This window comes from Streptomyces sp. NPDC059895 (assembly GCF_042731035.1).
In the GTDB taxonomy this organism is placed as follows: Bacteria; Actinomycetota; Actinomycetes; order Streptomycetales; family Streptomycetaceae; genus Streptomyces.
The window spans coordinates 1-15,724 of the sequence record NZ_JBHWKO010000085.1; the positions used below are offsets into that span (position 1 = coordinate 1).

Consider the following 15,724-nt stretch of genomic DNA (forward strand, 5'->3'; position numbering starts at 1 on the left):
CAACAGGCACCGATCGCCTACGAACAACAGTCAGCTACCCTGACACTTGCCGCATAACGACACGAACAGGTGTCCACTCTCCGGGGGCAAGGCCCTGCAGTTGTCCCGGGCGAGCTGGACCAGCCGGGTACCGTCGACGAACCAGCGCAGCACGAGCACCGCCTGTTTGAAGACGCCCAGCGCACGAGTGCCCTTGCGGGTCCCGAGTTGCTCGCGGTGCCCGCGCAGCAGCTTCGCGAGATGCTCGGCGGTCGCCCTGCGGACATCGAGCACGGCGGTGTAGGTGATACTGGACGCCACGTGGAGCCTCTGGTTGTACGGAACGTGATCTTCGCAGACCCGTTCCTACCAGGGGCTTCACTCATGTCTGACACCAAGTCACCATCCCGCCGTCCGGCATCATCACACACCGCAACCGTCACGTTGCCGAGAAGACTTCATTGAGACGTAAAGAACCGCCGCTCAGCAAGCGGCGGAAGTGACCGAGCAAGTATCTGAAATCCGTCATAGCCTGGTTCTCATCGCAAGCAAGCATGAGCGGGAAGGAATGAGATGGCAACGGTCTGGCTCAAGAAGGTTTACAACTTCAGCTCGCATGAATTCACGGTCAAGCAGAACGATGGCACGTGGCGTCCATGGTGCATCGAGCGGCGGAAGGTGTATGCCGTCGATGAGGCCATCACACTGTCACCCGGGGATGTCCTGACCTTTGACCACTTCTTCATGCCATGGGCCGACTGGGGTCGCACTCGTATCGAGGGGCCAGCCGACAGCCTTGAGTTCCACATTGGCCCAACCGCTGCAGACAGCCCGGACTACTTGCGTGGATTCGATAGCGCGCTCAACGAAGTCCTGACAGTTCCCATGGGGCCGCGCGGGAGTTGGTGGTCAGCCTCCGTGGATCTACGCTTGGTCTTCGAGGATGACGCTATGCGATGGGTCATCTGGAACGCCAACGGCGTCGGCCCTGATCTCCTTTCAGAGGCAGGAAAGCTTTTACATGAAGCCGCAATGGAATTGATCAAGAAACTCGTGAACGTGATCCCGGTCCAGTGACTTAAGGGAATTGTGCCCCCGCTTGCAGGTAGAAGCGGGGGCACAGATCAAGCGCGGTTGGCTTCAGAAAGGAAGCTCGGGCCTGGCGGCCCCTCGCTTGATGGTCACGACCTGTTCGTGGAAGGCGCGTGTGGCGGCTTCCCGTGGGTATCGAGAGCGCAGTTCCTTGTCCAGCTCGTCAGCGACTAAAAGCAAGGACGGAAGGGACTTGCGGTCTGCTTCGAGTGCGATGGTGCCCATGCCGATGGCTTCTTCTATGTCGCCCGTGCGGGCTGCGGCGACTCCGAGGGTGAGGCGGGCTTCAGCTGCTCGCATGGGGGAGATCTCGGTGCCGTCAGGGCCTGTGCTGATACGGATGACTGAGCGGGCGTGGGCGGCGGCGCGTTCGTCGTCTCCGAGGAGACGGTAGGCGTCCATCTCGTAGAAGTCCCACTTGTCGGGGTCGATGATGAAGTGGTGTTCGGGGTGGTCCGGGCGCGGTAGGCGGTCCAGGCGGGCGCGGCCGGCGTCGAGGGAGTCTCGGACCAGGCGGCTGTCTCCCATACGGGCGGCGGCTCGTGCCTTGTGGGCGTAGAGCTGCACGCCGACGGAATGGGTCTGATCGGCGACGTGGCCGACCTCGACTGCTTCGAGCATGTCTTGCCAACGACTCTGGGTGAGGGCGAACCATGCCTCGATCTCCCACGCCCACGCCATGATCTCGCCGTGGCCTGCTTCCTGACCGATACGGAGTGCGGCGGCCTTGCTGAGGTTGGCGGCCTCGCGCTGGCCTCGGTCGTACTGGACGCACGCGTTCAGCAGGAAGAGCCAACCGGTGTCAACGAGTAGCTCTCGGTGCTGGCGGAGCGTCATCCGGCCTTCGAGCTGCTTGGTGACGTACTGGAGGCCGTTGCGGGTGCGGTCGTGGAGGTAGTCGGCATCGGCGTACGGGTACGCGCGGGCCAGTTGGTCGATGCCCTGTTCGATCGACTCCAGGGCGGCGCTGTTGATGCTGGACATCTCAGTGCGTCGGAGCATCTCGGCGATGTCCCACAGGCCGGCTCCGCCCTGCGCGATCAAGGCGCTTGGGTCGTCGGTCCGGGAGGTGGTGGTCGGTCGTTCCAACTCCCATGGGCGGGGTGCGAGTCCTGCAAGGTGGCCGGGGATACGCAGACCGTCTACGACTTCGAGGATCTTGTAGTGCTGGGTGATCCGTGGGCGGACGCCCTTGCCGTCGGTCTCTGGGCGGGCCATCTTGCCGATGTGTTCGCGTTTGTAGCCGACGGCCTCGGAGATCTTGGCGTAGCTGATGTGCCCGTGGAGCTTGGCGAGTCTGAAGACTTCGCCGAAGTCGTGGTTGGCGATTGCTGACCGCACGTCCGCGCGTTCGAGCACGTGCGGCGGCAGTGCTGCCGGTGTCGGTGCTGCCTCGGCCATCTCACTTCCCCATCGTGATTGACCTGACGCCTTCCGTCAGATCGGCTCTCTCTCGATCTGCACTCACGTCCTACTCCCGAGTGTACCGGTGAGGGGGGTCCCCAAGAGGGGGGAGCGGCAGGCGGGTCGAAGGGTGCACCCTCGTCACCCTGCCGGGAGAGCCTCGGTAGACGTGACCTGACGGGACCCGTTCATGGACGAGAGAAGAGCGCGATCACATGTGCGCTTGGCCACTGAACTGGAAGCGTACGCACACTGGTTCACCGTGCCGGATCCCTCGTCCGGCGGGCACTACCTGACGCTGACTCTCTTCGCCGACTGCGGCAACGCGGCACGCGTCGCGCGTGACCAGACGGCCGAGTTCCTCCGGGGCGTAGGCATCAGTGAGGTGGTGGACGACGCGCGTCTGATCGTTTCCGAGCTGGTCGGGAACGTCGTGAGCCACGTGGTGCCGGAACGCTCCCTGACTCGTCCTGGTGGCTCCCGTCGTGTTGACGTGCACTTCAAGGTGTGGCCGAAGTGGCTGTTCATCGGGGTGGCAGATGAGGACTCGTCGCCGCCGCTGCTGCCGCTGGGTGACTCGTTCTGGCCGGGCCTGATGGAAGAGCTGTCGGAAGCGGTCCTACCCGACAGCGGTCGGGGACTGCTCATCATTCAGCGCTTGGCGGCGGCGGTGTGGTGGACGCCGGAAGACCGGGGCGGCAAGACCGTGTGGTGCCGTCTCGACCTCGACGGAGGGACTCAGAGTCTGCCGTCCTGATGATCTCCGGCTGTCGCTGCGCGCCTCGCTCTCTCACGAGTGCGCGGCAGCCGGGTGCCGGACGCTAGCTCGTCCGGCGAACGGGGCGTGGCTCCTGGGACGGTTCGCTGAGATCCCCACTCAGCGCCCAGGGGCCACGCTTCCCAACCAAAGACCGAGGCCGGGCCACCCCATCTGCCCTGGAAAGCGAAGGGTGGCCCGGCTGGGGAACGCGAAGATCCCCGGTGCCTGATGGTACCGGGGCCTTCGTGCTGCGCGTCCGCCCTGGGCCAAAGAGAGTTGACGACCCGTTATCTAGATCAGGGCAGAGGTGGGACACGTGAGCGGCTCCGGTGAGGGCTGGCTGAGTGACGGGCTGGATGATGTGGCGGGCATGGGATCCGGTCTGTGGGTACGTGGCGTCGACTACATGGCGGGTTGGCGTGAGGCGCGTAGGGCCGCTGGCCAACTGAACCTTGCACTCCTCCTGGCAGGATTCGAGCCGTCCGAGTTGCGGGCCGTAGCCGCGACGAACGACGACGGGCGCGGGGTGGTGCGCCTGGTGGGCCTGCCCGGTGCGTCCGTCCGGCTCGCGGGGCTTCTGGAGAGGCTCGCCGATGGTGACGGGGGCCCGCGGTGAGGGGTGTTTCCGCTGGTGGGCGGTGCACGTGGGCACGTCGTCGGCCGGAGAGACTTTGGGCGGGAGCTGCCATGGGGCGAGTGAACAGGGGGCCTTACGCTGGCCCGGCGAATCGGGCAGGTGGTGGACCTGCCCGGTGTTGTGCCCGATTGGCCCCCTGTTCTTCGAGGCTCGCCCCATGGTGGCTGCCTAAAGTCTCTCCGGCCGGCGACCCCCGGCCCCGTGGGCTCCGGCCCTCGGCGGCCGGTCGCCGCTTCGACTCCCCGGGCGTGCTGCGGGTGGGGGCGTCCGGCGACCGGCCGGGACCGGCGGCCACGCCGCACGCCCGGCCGGGGCGGCCGGGCGTCCCGGCGCGCCGCAGGCGCGCCCTTGAGGAAGTGAAGACTGTTTCGACCGATGCGGCTCGCCGGTCATGCCCGGGTGCGTCGCGCGGGCTGTTTGTCGGCCGTGATCCGGTAGGCGAGTTCGGCGCGGTCGGCTCCGATACGGAGTTCTTCGAGGATGAGGGGCCGGTCGTCGGTGTCGTGGGTGACGCGGGACAGGTGCAGGATCGGGGTCGCGTCGGGGAGCTGGAGCGTGGTGCGCTCGTCGGGCAGCGGCATGCGGGCGCGGATGGTCTCCGACCAGGTGAGCTTGTGGCCGTCCTCGGTCAGCAGCCGGTAGAACTCTGCCGGGCGCTTGCACGGCTCCTCAGCAAGCAGCGGGATACCGTCTGCCACGGCGAAGGGGATCGAAGTGCGGTGCATCGCGCGCGTGCCCGTGCCCGGGTCGAAGAGCAGCCGGTCACAGCCGAACAGGGCTTCTTCCTCTCCGAGCTGGAGCAGCCGGCCGGTGGCCTTGGTGGTGTGGGTGCGGTAGCTGCTGGGCTCCTCGGTCTCCTGCCAGACGTCGCCGTTGGGCATGACGAACGTGCCGTCGGCGGTGCGGCTGATCCGGCGCTCGATCGTCAGAGACGGGTGACCGTCGGAGCGCACGAAGCTGCCCTTGCCGTGGCGGACGTCGATGAGCCCTTCCGCGCGCAGTGCTGCGATGGCGTTGCGGACGGTGGGGCGGGAGACGGTGTAGCGGGCCATGAGCTGGGCTTCGGACGGCAACAGGGAGTCGGGGGCGAACTCGCCCGACAGGATCGCTTCGCGGATGGCGGCGGCCACCTGCTGGTAGAGGGCTCCGGGGCGCTGGATCTCCGACATCTGGGCATCTCCGGCGGGTCGGGGTCGTAGGCACGTCGCACGCGCGACATCACTCGTCAGCATAAGTAGTTGCGCACTCGCCGTACAGGACTCCACACTCATTACTCGTAAGGACAAGTGACGTCAGTATCTGTCTGGCGTCGTGACTGGCCAGGGAGGCCGAAGAAATGCAGTCCATTCCCGTGGACACGGCGCGGCTGGGCGTACTGCGGTGCGCCATCGCGCCCGAAGTGAAGATCAGCAACTCCGAGACGCAGGAGGTGAAGAAGGACCGGGACGGCAACCCCGTCTACACCGTGGCCGTCACCGTGCGGCAGGACCGGCGGCGGATCTCCGTCATCGAGATCGCCGTCAGCGGTGAACCCAGGGGCATCGAGGAAGGGCAGATCGTCAAGGTCACCGGCCTGGTGGCGTTCATGTGGTCGATGGGTGACCGGCACGGCGTCAGCTTCCGTGCCGACGCCATCACGCCCGTGCACGGCACCCCGACCGTGCAGGGCAAGGGCGGTGGGGCGTGATGGGGCCGGTCGTGCTCGCCTTCGCGCTGGCCGTGCTGGCGTGGATGCTGGTGGTCGGTGACCTGGTGCGCCGGCACCGTCCGGTGTGGCACTGGTACGTCGTCGGCTACCCGGTGACCGCGTGGCGGGTGGTGTCCACCTGGCGGCGGGTCGCCGTCCTCAACGACCTCGCCGTGTCCCGGCTCCCGGCCCGGACGCTCGTGGGTCACCTGCTGGTGAAGGGTGATCCGGTGCGGCCGGTGGCGCCGCGCTGCTCGTTCCCGCGGGCCATGCCCATGGGGCTGAGTGTGGTGGTGCGGCTGCACGCGGGGCAGACCCCGGCGACCTATCTGAAGGCGGCGGACGCGTTCGTGCACGCGTGGAAGGTGCACGCGGTGCGGGTCACCTCGCCCGAACGCGGCCTCGTGCTGCTGACCGCGATGGCCCGTGACCCGCTGGAGCGGCCGGGCTTAGCCACGGCGCCGGCCGAACTCCTCTCCGCGCTCATCGGCGCACTGGAGACGGGCGGGGCGTGGGTGATGAACCTGCGCCTGGTGCCGCACTGGCTGATCACCGGAGCCACCCGGTCGGGCAAGTCCACCCTGCTGGCCCGGCTCATCACCCAACTCGCCACACAGCGCGTCGCCCTGGTCGGCATCGACTGCAAGGGCGGCATGGAACTCGGCCTGTTCACCGGACGGCTCAGCGCCCTGGCGACCTGCCGCCGTGAAGCGGTCGCGGTGCTGTCCGCCCTGGTCGTCGACATGCAGGAACGGATGAGCGCGTGCCGGTCGGCCGGGGTCCGCTCCGTCTGGGAGCTCCCGGACAAGCTCCGGCCGGTGCCGGTCGTGGTCCTGGTCGACGAGATCGCGGAACTGTATCTGTCCGACGGCACCCGCGAGAGCAAGGCGGAAGCCGAACAGTGCTCCACGCTCCTGCTGCGGCTGGCGCAGCTCGGAGCCGCCCTCGGCATCCACCTGGTCGTGGCCGGCCAACGCGTCGGCTCCGACCTCGGCCCCGGCGTCACCGCCCTGCGCGCGCAGCTCGGCGGCCGCATCTGCCACCGGGTCAACGACCCCGGCACCGCCGAAATGACTCTCGGCGACCTCAACAAGGACGCCGTGGCCGTCGCCCAAGCCATCACAGCAGAGGAACGCGGGGTGGCCGTCTGCACCGGCCCGGACGGCGGCTGGAGCCGCGCCCGCTCCCACCTCACCCCCACCGATGAGGCCGTGGCCACGGCCCGCAAGTACAGCGCGATGACCCCGGAACTGCCCCTCGTCGGCCGCGCACTCGCGGCGCTGGAAGGAGAGTCCAAGTGATCAGCGAAGGTACGGCGTTCACGTTCGCGGTGGTCTTCGGGATCATCACCGTCCTCCTCGTCCGCTCCCGCGACGTCCGCGCCTGGGAAGCGGTCTGCGTCGGCCTCTTCGGCCTCTACCTCGGCCAGACCCCCGTGCTCTTCACCATCCACGGCCTCGTGACCTGGGCCATCAGCGGCTTCTCCCACACCTGAGCAGAAAGGACACCCGGTTATGCCCATGCCTCGCGTGAGGTGCCCCCACTGCAAGGGCGACGGCGCCCGCAAGACCTGGACCGGACGCATCCGGCGCTGCCGCGTCTGCCGCGGCACCGGCACCATCCGCTGAACCCCCACCCCACCAACCACCCAAGGGAGTGATCCCCATGCCCCACCCCGCGCCACCAACCCACACCCCTGCCGCTGCGGCGGCCCACCCCGGAAGGCCACCACCATCACCCCGGAGCACACCCCGGCTGACCGGCGCGCCGCCCTCGACCGCGCGGCGCGCCTGCGCCAGCTCCCCGAAACAGACCGCGACGCCATCCGCATCGCCCAAGACCCCCAGTTCTCCCGCTGGCTGGAACAGATCACCGCAACCGGCGGATGCTCCCACCCCGTCCACCTCACCGGCTCCACCACCACCCTGGACGGCACGACCGGCGAGATCCTCCACCACTACGACACCCGCGACGAACCCGGCGAACGCCTCCTCGTCCGCTGCCGTAACCGGCGGGCGACCATCTGTCCGGCCTGCTCCCGCCTTCATGCCGGAGACACCTTCCACCTCGTCCGGGCGGGCCTCCTCGGCGGCAAGAACGTCCCCGCGACGGTCCGCAACCGGCCCCGGCTCTTCGTCACCCTGACCGCACCGTCCTTCGGACCGGTCCACCGGGCCGGGGAAGCCTGCCGACCCCGCCGCGACGGCGGCACCTGCGAACACGGGCGCCCCCTCGGCTGCGGCACGCTCCACGCGCCGGACGCCCCGCTCGTCGGCCAACCGATCTGCCCCGACTGCTACGACTACACCGGCCACGTCCTCTGGCACGCACACGCCTCCAAGCTGTGGGACCGCTTCGTCATCGACGTACGACGGCGCCTCGCCTCCGCGGCCGGCCTCGTACAATCACACTTCGCCGAACACGCACGGCTCTCCTTCGCCCGCGTCGCCGAGTACCAGAAACGAGCGGCCGTCCACGTCCATGCCGTCGTCCGCCTCGACGGACCGGCCGGACCCGATGACCAACCGCCGGCCTGGGCCACCACTGACCTCCTCACCCACGCCGTACGCACGTCCGCTCGACGCGTCCGCGTCCACACCCCCCACTGCCCTGCCGTGGGTGAGCTGGTCCTTCGCTGGGGTGAACAGATCGATGCTCGGCCACTGCGCGCCGACGGCGACGGTCCCGATGACGACGCCGTGGCCGCGTACGTCGCCAAGTACGTCACCAAGGGAGCCAGCGAAACCGGCGCCGGCCTCGACCACCCGCTCACCACCTGGGACCACATCGCCACATCACCCGTGACCACACACGTCCGCACCCTCATGCGCGCCTGCTGGCGCCTCGGCGGCCTCCCCGAATACGAATCCCTGCGCCTCCGGGCCTGGACCCACACGCTCGGCTACCGCGGCCATATCCTCACCAAATCCCGCGCCTACTCCACCACCTACGCAGCGCTCCGCGCCGAACGCGCCCACCACATGGGCCACGACGACACCCTCGGCCTGATCACGGAACGCCACTGGCGCTACACCGGCTCCGGCCACACCCCCGGCGCCGCCCTCATCGCAGCCGGCGTCGCCGAAGACATCGCCACGAACCGCGAGATCGCTCGATCTCTGACGGCTGAGAGGGGGTAGTTGGATGCGGGGTCCACATAATGACCACGAAGATCAAGACATGACATGGGCACGGTCACACGCACGCAAAGCTCCCCGTTGGTCCGATGCCCAGTGGCGCCGGATGAACGCTGCCCTCGGCCTGGAAGTCTCCATACGCGACGGAGCCCGCCACCATCGGCCTACGCGGTGACGGGGCTCCCTTGCTCCGGGCTCCTACTCCTCGGCCCAGACCGGAATCAGCCGGTCACGCAATGGCACTCGGCGTCCACTCCCTACGGGGAGCGCGACTAGAGCCGTCAGTGTCCGTGCGACGTACGACCGACGCTCAGCCAGCGTGATTCCGTCCCTGTGCCACTCCTTGGCCATATCCACGGGCTCGCCCTGGTCCGCGAGGGTCTTTCGCTGCCACGCGTTCCGTTCCCGCTTCAACCGCTGCTCTTCGGCCTCGTACTCGGCGAGATCGGAGTAGTACCGCTCAGCACTGATCTTCCGCTCTCGGCGGGCCCTCTTGAGATCGGAGAGATCCTCACGGACCAGGGCCAGCTCGGCTTCCCTCGACCACTCCTGTGGCGCTTGGACGGCCTGCCGTTGACTGGCCTCTTCCTCGTACTTCGCGATCACCAGTTTGCTGATCAACTCGTCTGTCTCCGGCCCGGGAAGCTTGACCCCGCCGCACCCCTTGCCCGTGGTCCTCGCCGGGCAGACGTAATAGAAGTAGCCTTCCGGCTTGCCCCGGCTCGGTGCGGCCTTCATCGCGCGCAGCGAAGATCCGCAATCCTCCTTACCGCAGCGGAGCGTGCCGGTGGCCAGGTAGACGCGTGTGTTGCGGCCACCCCCGCGCATCGGCCCGTCGCCGATGATCTCTTGGACAGCCTCCCACTCGGCCACATCCAAGATCGCTGTCCACTGTCCTTGGACCGGCTCGCCCTGATCATCATGCGCGATCCTCAGATGCCTGATCTCTCGGCCCGACTCCGGGTCGAATTCGATCACGACGTGTGATCGGTAGCCACACAGTCGCGGATTCCGCATCATGTCCCTGAGGCCGATCCACGTCCATGGGTTGCCCTTGGACGTGGTGATCCCCTTGCGGTTCCAGTCGGCAACGATCGCGTGCCACTCAACGCCCAGGATGATGCGCTTCACCGCCTCCCGGATGTGCTGGGCCTCTACCGGGTTCAGGGTGCGCTTGTCCTCCTGCCAACCGAACGGGCGGGTGCCGCCCACGGGGATGCCCCGGTCTCGCCTCGCCTTGTGGTTGCGCCGCACCCGGCGGGCCGTGTCGGCGGACTGCTTGTTGGCCATGGCGACTACTACGCGGGCCATGGCGCGCCCGTTGTCGGTCAGCAGGTCCAGCGTGCCCGTGATGTCGATGATCGGCCGGTGGTAGTGCTCCACGGTCTCGATCGCGTCTTCAAGGTGCCGTGGGTCTCGGGTCAGACGGTCGATGTCGTAGACGATCAGTCCGTCGATGCGCTCGCCGTTCGGGGCCTTCGCCTGCTTCAGGTCCTCCAACGCGCCCTCGTACACGGGCCGTACGACGCGGTAGCCGATGGTGCCGTCAGGAAGACGCACGCGCCGGCGCTTCCACGCCGAAGTATCCGGCTCCATGTACGTGTACACGTACCGTCCGCCACGACTCTCGACGAACTGTCGGCCGTCCCTCTCCTGCTCCTCGGTGCTCTTGATGTCCTTGCCAGTCATGAACCGGGGGCGGGACCGCCCTTCTAAGCTGTCGTCAGAAGAGAGTTCGCCCTCTGCCTCCTCGGTGGACAGACGGGCCAGACCGGCCCAGTTCTGCCCTTCGAGGTTTCCCCAGTGCGCTCGCTGTACCAAGTCGTCAGCCATACCAAGAGGTTATGTTCGCAGGGGTGCTGTACGCTGCACCAGGAGATCCCCGAGGACAAGCTCTCCCGGATCTCGGCCTACGACTGGTTCGGGTCGGTGGCGCTGGTCCCCCTCGCCACGGCTCTGGCGGGTCCCGCGGAGTCCGCCTTCGGCCGCACGGCCGCCCTGTGGAGCTGCGCCACGCTGGTCGTCGTCGTCACGGCGGCGGTGCTGTGCGTGCCCGAGGTACGCCGCCTGACCCGCCGCACCCGGCATGTGAGCCGGGGCGAGCCGGGCGGTGGCGACACGGCGGAGAAGGGCGACCCGTACCGGGCGGACGAGGACCCGCACGGGGAGTACGAGGGGATGGCCCGGGCGGCGGCGGAGGCGGGGCCCGGCAGCAGCTGAGGCCTCGGGCGCCGGGCGTCGGGCATCGGGAATCGGGCGTCGGACCCTCTGCCTACGGGGGCGGCGGACCACCGTTCGTGCCGGTCGCCCGGGACGTGTGGACCACGCCGGTGGCCGGTGGTCAGCCGATGCCGAACGCCCCGCCGGGCGGCTCCGGCGACGGTACCGCTTCCTCGTCCCGCACCGGTACGGCGTCGCCGACGAAACCCCGCAGGCCGGGCCCGTGTTCGACGCGGGCCGGGAAGACGTCGGAGGCGGTGAGGCGGGCCAGGGCGGTGACGTCGAGGGGGTGGTGGGCGGCGACGAGGACCGCGTTGCCGAAACGGCGGCCGCGCAGCACCGCCGGCTCGGCGATGAGGGCGAGTTCCCCGAAGACGGCGGCGAAGGTGGCGAGTTGGGGGCGCAGGAAGGCGAACGGCGCCGCGTCGGCGAGGTTCGCCAGGTAGACGCCGTCGGCGCGCAGGACGCGGCCGGCCTCGCGGGCGTAGGCGAGGGACGTCAGGTGGGCGGGGACGCGGGAGCCGCCGAAGACGTCGGCGACGAGCACGTCGGCGGAACCGGCCGGAGCCGCCTCCAGCCAGGTCCGGGCGTCGGCCGCGTGCAGGGTGATGCCGCTGCCGGCGGGGACGGGCAGGTGGTCGGCCACCAGTTCCAGCAGGCCGCGGTCGGCCTCGACGACGTCCTGCCGGGAGCCCGGCCGGGTCGCGGCGACGTACCGGGGCAGGGTGAGCGCCCCGCCGCCGAGGTGCAGCACGTCCAGGGGCCGCCCCGGCTCGGCGACGGTGTCCAGGACGTGCCCGAGCCGCCGCGCGTACTCGAACTCCAGGTGCGTCGGCTCGTCCAGGTCGACGTACGACTGCGGCGCCCCGTCGACCGTCAGCAGCCATGCCCGCGCCCGGTCGACGTCCGGCATCAGCTTGGCGGTGCCGTGGTCGACGGCTCGGGTGACGGGTATGGCTTCGCTCACCCTGTCATTGTGCCCGCGCCGGGTCCCCCCGAGGGGACCGGGGGAACCGGAGGAACCGGGGGGGAACCGGGGGAACCTGGGGACCGTGGACCGGCGCCGGGGGACCGCGGACCGGCTTCCCGGCCGGTCCGCGCCCCTGAGCCCGTCGGGCCCCCGAGCCTGTCGGCCCCCGAGCCCGTCGGGCCCCCGGCCCTACGAATCCTTCCCCCTTCCCCCTTCCCCTCTTCCCCTCCTCACACGACGGCGGTCACGGTCCCGGCGCCCACGGTCCGCCCGCCCTCACGGATGGCGAAACCCAGTCCCGCCTCCAGCGGGACCTCGCGTCCCAGCTCGACGGTCATGGTGACCGTCTCCCCGGGCCGTGCCACCGCCGCCTCGCCGAGGTCGATGTCACCGACCACGTCCGCCGTGCGGATGTAGAACTGCGGCCGGTACCCGGAGGCGACCGGCGTCGAACGGCCGCCCTCCCCCGCCGACAGCACGTACACCTGCGCGGTGAACCGCCGCCGGGGCACCACGCTCCCCGGCGCCGCGACCACGTGCCCCCGCCGGACGGCGTCCCGCGGCACGCCCCGCAGCAGCAGGGCGACGTTGTCCCCGGCCTGGGCCTCCTCCATCGGCTTGCCGAAGGTCTCCACGCCGGTCACCACGGTGTCCAGGCCGGCGCCGAGCACCTCGACCCGGTCGCCGACGCGTACCGTGCCCCGCTCGACCGCGCCGGTGACGACGGTCCCCCGGCCGGTGATGGTGAGCACGTTCTCCACGGGCAGCAGGAACGGCGCGTCCACGTACCGCTCGGGCATCGGCACGTACGTGTCGACCGCGTCGAGCAGCGCGTCGATGGACGCCGTCCACCGCGGGTCTCCCTCCAGGGCCTTCAGCCCCGAGACCCGGACGACGGGCGCGGAGTCACCGCCGTAGCCGTGCGCGGAGAGCAGCTCGCGGACCTCCAGCTCCACGAGGTCGGACAGCTCCTCGTCCCCCGCGTCGGCCTTGTTGAGGGCGACGACGATGTGGTCGACGCCCACCTGCCGGGCGAGCAGGACGTGTTCGGCGGTCTGCGGCATGATCCCGTCGAGCGCGGAGACGACGAGGATCGCCCCGTCGAGCTGCGCGGCGCCGGTGACCATGTTCTTGACGTAGTCGGCGTGGCCCGGCATGTCGACGTGCGCGTAGTGCCGGGTGTCGGTCTCGTACTCGACGTGCGCGATGTTGATCGTGATGCCGCGCGCCGCCTCCTCGGGGGCGCGGTCGATGCGCTCGAACGGCACGAAGGTTCCGGCGCCGCGCTCGGCGAGGACCTTGGTGATGGCGGCGGTCAGCGTGGTCTTGCCGTGGTCGACGTGTCCCATGGTGCCGATGTTCAGGTGCGGTTTGGTGCGCACGTATGCCGTCTTGGGCATGGCGGTACCTCGAAGCTCTCAGGAAGGGTGCTGCGTGACGGCCCCGGCGGCGGCAAGTACGCCGGCCGGGACGGGGACCCCTGGGAACTCTCCGACCCTCCCCCTGCGGGGTCCGCCGGACTTTCCGGAGAGGGTCAGCTTCGGGCGCCGTCGACAGCGGCCGTGAGAACGGGGACGGCAGCCTTCGGGGCATCCGCGACTGCGGATGCTGCGAGGACGAAGGCGTACCGGAACATGGGGTCGATCCTCGCCGACGGTTCGACCGGTGTCGAATGGTTTTCCCCGGGTCGGCGCTTCCGGACGGCGTCGGCGCGGGAACCGGCCGACAGTCCCTCCGCGGCTCCGTCCGTTCCCGTTCCCGTTGCCGTTCCCGTTCCCGTTCCCGTTCCCGTTGCCGCTGCCGTTCCCGTTGCCGTGACGGTGATGAGACGCTCCATACGGCGATCACACGCATCCGTCGGTTAGTGTCGCCGGATGCTCGATGCCACCACCCGCTCTGGGGGCACCGCCACCGCCTCTCCCCGGGCCGCCGCCACGGAGCTCCTCGTTCCCGCTCCCGCTCCCGTGCCCGCCCCGCTCCCGCCGGCGCCCGTGCCCGGGCCCGTCGGTGTCGCCGCGCGCTGCGCGAGAGTGCTGCGGTCGCCGTGGTCCCGTTTCTCCCTGCTGGTCGCGCTGCTCGCGGCGGCCGCGTCGAGCGTGCTGCTCTTCGAACCGCAGAAGCTGCTCGCGGACGGCTGGCCGGACCAGTGGGGCGGCGTCACGGCGGCGCTCGTGTTCGCGGTCGCGTACGGGCTGTGCACGGTGGCGTTCGTGCCGCGGCCGCTGCTGAACCTGGCCGCGGGCGCGCTGTTCGGCTGGCAGCTCGGGCTCGGCGCGGCGCTGGGCGGCACCGTGCTGGGCGCCGGGATCGCCTTCGGGCTCGGCCGGATGCTCGGGCAGGACGCCCTGCGGCCGCTGCTGCGGGGGCGGCTGCTGCGGGCCGCGGACGGCCAGTTGAGCCGGCACGGGCTGCGTTCGATGCTGGCGGCCCGGCTGTTCCCGGGGGTGCCGTTCTCGGCCGCGAACTACTGCGCCGCCGTGTCCCGCATGGGCTGGCTGCCGTTCCTGGTCGCGACCGCGCTCGGCTCGGTCCCGAACACGGCCGCCTACGTAGTCGCCGGGGCCAGCGCCTCGTCCCCGACGTCGCCGGGATTCCTGATCGCGCTCGCCGGCATCACCGTGCCCGCGCTGGCGGGCACGGTGGTGGCGTGGCGCAAGCGCCACCATCTGCGCCGTAGGTGACGCCCCGGAGGCCGCCGCCGGGAAGGACCGGTGGGGCGGGCTCCGGGGCCGGACTCCCGTCGCGAGTCCGTCCTCAGACGCCTTCGAGGACCATCGCGTTGGCGAGGCCGCCCGCCTCGCACATCGTCTGCAGGGCGTAGCGGGCGCCGCGTCGGCGCATCGCGTGCACGAGGGTCGTCGTCAGACGGGTCCCGCTCGCGCCGAGCGGATGCCCGAGCGCGATCGCGCCGCCGTGCACGTTGACCTTGGCGAGGTCGGCGCCGGTCTCCTGCCGCCAGGCCAGGACGACGCTGGAGATGGCCTCGTTGACCTCGAAGAGGTCGATGTCGTCGAGGGACAGGCGCGCCCTGCGCAGCACCTTCTCGGTCGCCGGGACGACGCCGGTGAGCATCAGCAGCGGGTCGGAGCCGGTCACGGCGAAGCTGTGCAGGCGGGCGAGCGGGCGCGGCCCGAGGATAGGCGGGCCGGAGGCCGGCCAGTGCCTCCGGGGTGCTGTCGGGGCGGACGCACTCGTCGCGCGAGACGCCGTCGGTCCCGGTGGTCACCTGCGCGGCCTGCGGCGACCAGCTCCGCCACGAGGATCTGACGGCCCATCCGCAGGCCACGGGGTGGACGGTGTCCGGGCCGGCGGCGGCGTAGGCCCCGGCCGTCGCTCCCGGACCACCGGACCGGTACGCCCGCCCTGTTGGCCGAAGCGGCACGATCGGCCAAGCTGGGGCCATGCCTCGCAGACTCATGTTCGTGCACCTCAAAACGGGCTACGACATCGACCGCGGACCCTCGTGGATCGGGTGGGTGGACTTTTCCAGGACTTGGAGGACGGCGTACTTCCGAGGACGGACACTGCGGCGCGGGACGGGTCTCGGCCTGTTCGACGCGAACTTCCACGACGTCGAGACCGGTGAGGACTTCTGGATCTCCGGCCCGAAACGCGACCGCAGCGACACACGGTACGGACCGGAGGGGCCGACCGTGGAGGAGGACGCCACGGACGCCTACCGGGCATTCCTCCGGGGCGCACCCCTGCCCGGCCGGGAGGACGGCTAGGAACAGCCAGGAACAGCTAGTACTGCAACCGCATCTGGAGGGTGTGGCCTCGGCGTTTGTAGTGGGATCGGCGGGCTCGGGCCTGGCTGCGCCGTCGGTAGCGTGACCAG

Annotated in this window: 15 protein-coding genes and 4 pseudogenes; 11 read left to right on the forward strand and 8 right to left on the reverse strand. The window is 69.9% G+C overall.

Features of this window, described 5'->3' with window-relative positions:
* Window positions 1-99: 99 nt before the first annotated feature.
* Window positions 100-300: pseudogene (locus tag ACFV9M_RS40495) on the reverse strand (IS5/IS1182 family transposase); the annotation flags it as partial.
* A 252-nt stretch (window positions 301-552) separates the two neighbouring features.
* On the opposite strand from ACFV9M_RS40495, the gene ACFV9M_RS40500 reads away from it, so the two are divergent.
* Window positions 553-1,056: a hypothetical protein gene (locus ACFV9M_RS40500; protein WP_385078557.1), complete on the forward strand. Its 504-nt coding sequence runs from the start codon at window positions 553-555 to the stop codon at window positions 1,054-1,056.
* Window positions 1,057-1,119: 63 nt separating this feature from the next.
* Here the strand turns inward: ACFV9M_RS40500 and ACFV9M_RS40505 are convergent, their stop codons facing one another.
* Window positions 1,120-2,472 carry a tetratricopeptide repeat protein gene (locus tag ACFV9M_RS40505; RefSeq protein WP_385078560.1) on the reverse strand — a complete coding sequence of 451 codons (1,353 nt, stop codon included), beginning with the start codon at window positions 2,470-2,472 and terminating at the stop codon, window positions 1,120-1,122.
* A gap of 193 nt (window positions 2,473-2,665) precedes the next feature.
* Between ACFV9M_RS40505 and ACFV9M_RS40510 the strand changes: the two genes are divergently transcribed.
* On the forward strand, window positions 2,666-3,232 hold the full coding sequence (locus ACFV9M_RS40510; protein WP_385078563.1) for an ATP-binding protein: 567 nt from the start codon (window positions 2,666-2,668) through the stop codon (window positions 3,230-3,232).
* Between the two features lie 319 nt (window positions 3,233-3,551).
* Window positions 3,552-3,851, forward strand: coding sequence for a hypothetical protein (locus ACFV9M_RS40515; RefSeq protein ID WP_385078566.1), 300 nt, complete (start codon window positions 3,552-3,554; stop codon window positions 3,849-3,851).
* Between the two features lie 410 nt (window positions 3,852-4,261).
* Here ACFV9M_RS40515 and ACFV9M_RS40520 read toward each other — a convergent pair whose 3' ends face one another.
* Window positions 4,262-5,041, reverse strand: coding sequence for a GntR family transcriptional regulator (locus ACFV9M_RS40520; RefSeq protein ID WP_385078569.1), 780 nt, complete (start codon window positions 5,039-5,041; stop codon window positions 4,262-4,264).
* A 167-nt stretch (window positions 5,042-5,208) separates the two neighbouring features.
* Between ACFV9M_RS40520 and ACFV9M_RS40525 the strand changes: the two genes are divergently transcribed.
* The 4 genes from ACFV9M_RS40525 (at window position 5,209) to ACFV9M_RS40540 (ending at window position 8,699) form a co-directional block, all read left to right on the forward strand.
* A complete protein-coding gene (locus ACFV9M_RS40525; protein ID WP_385078572.1) occupies window positions 5,209-5,559 on the forward strand; it encodes a hypothetical protein in 351 nt (116 codons plus the stop codon).
* Complete coding sequence (locus ACFV9M_RS40530) at window positions 5,559-6,860, forward strand: FtsK/SpoIIIE domain-containing protein (protein ID WP_385078592.1); 1,302 nt, start codon at window positions 5,559-5,561, stop codon at window positions 6,858-6,860. Before ACFV9M_RS40525 ends, ACFV9M_RS40530 begins: the two co-directional genes overlap by 1 nt.
* The gene (locus tag ACFV9M_RS40535) at window positions 6,857-7,054 is read left to right on the forward strand and encodes a hypothetical protein (protein WP_385078575.1); all 198 of its coding nucleotides are present in this window, start codon (window positions 6,857-6,859) and stop codon (window positions 7,052-7,054) included. Before ACFV9M_RS40530 ends, ACFV9M_RS40535 begins: the two co-directional genes overlap by 4 nt.
* A 295-nt stretch (window positions 7,055-7,349) precedes the next feature.
* Window positions 7,350-8,699 carry a replication initiator gene (locus ACFV9M_RS40540; protein WP_385078595.1) on the forward strand — a complete coding sequence of 450 codons (1,350 nt, stop codon included), beginning with the start codon at window positions 7,350-7,352 and terminating at the stop codon, window positions 8,697-8,699.
* A 195-nt stretch (window positions 8,700-8,894) separates the two neighbouring features.
* Here the strand turns inward: ACFV9M_RS40540 and ACFV9M_RS40545 are convergent, their stop codons facing one another.
* On the reverse strand, window positions 8,895-10,529 hold the full coding sequence (locus tag ACFV9M_RS40545; RefSeq protein ID WP_385078578.1) for a recombinase family protein: 1,635 nt from the start codon (window positions 10,527-10,529) through the stop codon (window positions 8,895-8,897).
* Window positions 10,530-10,562: 33 nt separating this feature from the next.
* Between ACFV9M_RS40545 and ACFV9M_RS40550 the strand changes: the two are divergent.
* Window positions 10,563-10,916 (forward strand): annotated as a pseudogene (locus ACFV9M_RS40550) (MFS transporter); the annotation flags it as partial.
* Window positions 10,917-11,037: 121 nt separating this feature from the next.
* Here the strand turns inward: ACFV9M_RS40550 and ACFV9M_RS40555 are convergent.
* The 3 genes from ACFV9M_RS40555 to ACFV9M_RS40565 form a co-directional block, all read right to left on the reverse strand.
* Entirely contained in the window at window positions 11,038-11,883 is an 846-nt protein-coding gene (locus ACFV9M_RS40555; RefSeq protein WP_385078581.1) for a spermidine synthase, read from the reverse strand.
* 233 nt (window positions 11,884-12,116) lie between these two features.
* Entirely contained in the window at window positions 12,117-13,286 is a 1,170-nt protein-coding gene (gene tuf, locus ACFV9M_RS40560; RefSeq protein ID WP_385078584.1) for an elongation factor Tu, read from the reverse strand.
* 134 nt (window positions 13,287-13,420) lie between these two features.
* Entirely contained in the window at window positions 13,421-13,723 is a 303-nt protein-coding gene (locus ACFV9M_RS40565) for a hypothetical protein (RefSeq protein WP_385078598.1), read from the reverse strand.
* Window positions 13,724-13,760: 37 nt separating this feature from the next.
* Here ACFV9M_RS40565 and ACFV9M_RS40570 point away from each other — a divergent pair, with 37 nt between their 5' ends.
* Window positions 13,761-14,567: a TVP38/TMEM64 family protein gene (locus ACFV9M_RS40570; protein WP_385078587.1), complete on the forward strand. Its 807-nt coding sequence runs from the start codon at window positions 13,761-13,763 to the stop codon at window positions 14,565-14,567.
* Window positions 14,568-14,640: 73 nt separating this feature from the next.
* On the opposite strand, the pseudogene ACFV9M_RS40575 reads toward ACFV9M_RS40570, so the two are convergent.
* Window positions 14,641-15,097: pseudogene (locus tag ACFV9M_RS40575) on the reverse strand (steroid 3-ketoacyl-CoA thiolase); the annotation flags it as partial.
* Window position 15,098: 1 nt separating this feature from the next.
* On the opposite strand from ACFV9M_RS40575, the pseudogene ACFV9M_RS40580 reads away from it, so the two are divergent.
* Window positions 15,099-15,206, forward strand: a pseudogene (locus tag ACFV9M_RS40580) (transcriptional regulator); the annotation flags it as partial.
* Between the two features lie 81 nt (window positions 15,207-15,287).
* A complete protein-coding gene (locus tag ACFV9M_RS40585) occupies window positions 15,288-15,614 on the forward strand; it encodes a hypothetical protein (protein WP_385078590.1) in 327 nt (108 codons plus the stop codon).
* Window positions 15,615-15,724: the final 110 nt, after the last annotated feature.

What these genes read in the sequence shown, in the direction of transcription:
- ACFV9M_RS40500 (WP_385078557.1), top strand. Translation starts at nt 553, where the DNA reads ATGGCAACGGTCTGGCTCAAGAAGGTTTACAACTTCAGCTCGCATGAA.
- ACFV9M_RS40505 (WP_385078560.1), bottom strand. Translation starts at nt 2,472, where the DNA reads ATGGCCGAGGCAGCACCGACACCGGCAGCACTGCCGCCGCACGTGCTC.
- ACFV9M_RS40510 (WP_385078563.1), top strand. Translation starts at nt 2,666, where the DNA reads ATGGACGAGAGAAGAGCGCGATCACATGTGCGCTTGGCCACTGAACTG.
- ACFV9M_RS40520 (WP_385078569.1), bottom strand. Translation starts at nt 5,041, where the DNA reads ATGTCGGAGATCCAGCGCCCCGGAGCCCTCTACCAGCAGGTGGCCGCC.
- ACFV9M_RS40525 (WP_385078572.1), top strand. Translation starts at nt 5,209, where the DNA reads ATGCAGTCCATTCCCGTGGACACGGCGCGGCTGGGCGTACTGCGGTGC.
- ACFV9M_RS40530 (WP_385078592.1), top strand. Translation starts at nt 5,559, where the DNA reads ATGGGGCCGGTCGTGCTCGCCTTCGCGCTGGCCGTGCTGGCGTGGATG.
- ACFV9M_RS40545 (WP_385078578.1), bottom strand. Translation starts at nt 10,529, where the DNA reads ATGGCTGACGACTTGGTACAGCGAGCGCACTGGGGAAACCTCGAAGGG.
- tuf (WP_385078584.1), bottom strand. Translation starts at nt 13,286, where the DNA reads ATGCCCAAGACGGCATACGTGCGCACCAAACCGCACCTGAACATCGGC.
- ACFV9M_RS40565 (WP_385078598.1), bottom strand. Translation starts at nt 13,723, where the DNA reads ATGGAGCGTCTCATCACCGTCACGGCAACGGGAACGGCAGCGGCAACG.
- ACFV9M_RS40570 (WP_385078587.1), top strand. Translation starts at nt 13,761, where the DNA reads ATGCTCGATGCCACCACCCGCTCTGGGGGCACCGCCACCGCCTCTCCC.
- ACFV9M_RS40585 (WP_385078590.1), top strand. Translation starts at nt 15,288, where the DNA reads ATGCCTCGCAGACTCATGTTCGTGCACCTCAAAACGGGCTACGACATC.